Raw genomic sequence first — 1,437 nt, 5'->3', positions numbered from 1 at the left:
CTAGTAGTACTTCGTTAACTTAACTTGATCTTGGTCTTCGGGTCGGGCATCCTGTCGGCGTGGATTTGGGGGATATCGAGAAGCTTCGCGGCGAGTTGGCCGCGTTTGTGGCCGAGGTGTTCGCCTCGGTGTCGCGGAAGGACACGCGTGGGTGGGGCGACTGCTACCTGCGTGGGTTGATGCTGGACGGTCGCAGGAAGTCGATCCAGCCGATGGCCGAGCGGCTGCCGGACGGGGACATGCAGGCCCTGCAGCAGTTCGTGAACCAGTCGCCGTGGGACCACGCGCAGGTGTTGCGGGCGGTGGCCGTCAAGACGGTCCCGGTGGTCGATCCGGTGGTGTGGGTGATCGACGACGTGTCGTTCCCCAAGGACGGACGGATGTCGGTCGGAGTGGCCCGGCAGTGGTGCGGGGCGCTGGGCAAGCAGTCGAACTGCCAGGTGGGGGTAAGTCTGCACGCCGCCTCGGACACCGCGTCCGTGCCCATTTCCTGGCGCCTGTTCGTGCCCGCCGAGTGGCAGGACGACACCGAACGCCGGACACGGACAGGCGTGCCCGAGGAGATCGGGCACCGGGAGAAGTGGCGCCTGGCCCTGGACCTGATCGACGAGGCGATCGCCTGGGGTCTGGAGCCGAAGGTGATCGTCGCCGACGCGGGCTACGGCCAGGTCACCGCGTTCCGCCAGGGCCTGGCGGAACGCGGGCTCGACTTTGTCGTGGCCGTCCGATCGGACGAGTCCGCGCACCCGCACGACGCGGTGCCTACCGCCCCGGCCTGGAGCGGGAACGGCCGCAAACCCGCCTCGCGCTACCGGACCAAGGCCACGTCGCTGCAGGCCCTGGCCGCCGACGGCGGACGCAAGGCCTTCCGCCGGTCCACCTGGCGCCTCGGCTCGAAAGGCCCGATGCGCTCCCGATTCCGGGTGCTCACCGTGCGACCGGCAGGCGTCGCGGCCCGCACCCACGCCATGACCCAGGCCGGCGGAGCGCGCACCTGGGACGGCATCCTGCCCGAGACCACGTTGCTCAGCGAGTGGCCCACCGGGCAGAAGGCGCCCACCGAGTACTGGCTCACCAGCCTGCCCGCCGACACCCCGACCCGCCACCTCGTCCGCCTGGCCAAGATGCGCTGGCGCATCGAGCACGACTACCGCGAGATGAAGCACGGCCTCGGGCTGGACCACTTCGAGGGCCGCACCTGGCGCGGCTGGCACCACCACGTCACCCTCGTCACCGCCGCCCACGCCTTCCTCACCCTCCGACGACTCGACCCAAAAGTCCAAGCACCGGCCTGACCCTCTACCAGGTCCTCGACCAGCTCCAGGACCTGCTGAGCTGCTGGACCGGTGTCTGCCACACCTGCCAACGCCCGCTTCCCACAAGAAGATCCACAAACCGCACCCGACAGCCCGCCCCAACCTAACGAAGTACTACTAG

General features: G+C 69.0%; 1 protein-coding gene. It reads left to right on the top strand.

Features of this window, described 5'->3' with window-relative positions; genetic code table 11:
* Positions 1-59 precede the first annotated feature (59 nt).
* Entirely contained in the window at positions 60-1,295 is a 1,236-nt protein-coding gene (locus ACFWPI_RS39600; RefSeq protein WP_380381118.1) for an IS701 family transposase, read from the top strand.
* Positions 1,296-1,437 lie beyond the last annotated feature (142 nt).

The organism is Kitasatospora sp. NPDC058492 (assembly GCF_042720685.1).
Classification (GTDB): domain Bacteria; phylum Actinomycetota; class Actinomycetes; order Streptomycetales; family Streptomycetaceae; genus Kitasatospora.
Note: the sequence above shows the minus strand (reverse complement) of the source record. Positions and strands in the feature narration are given on the sequence as shown.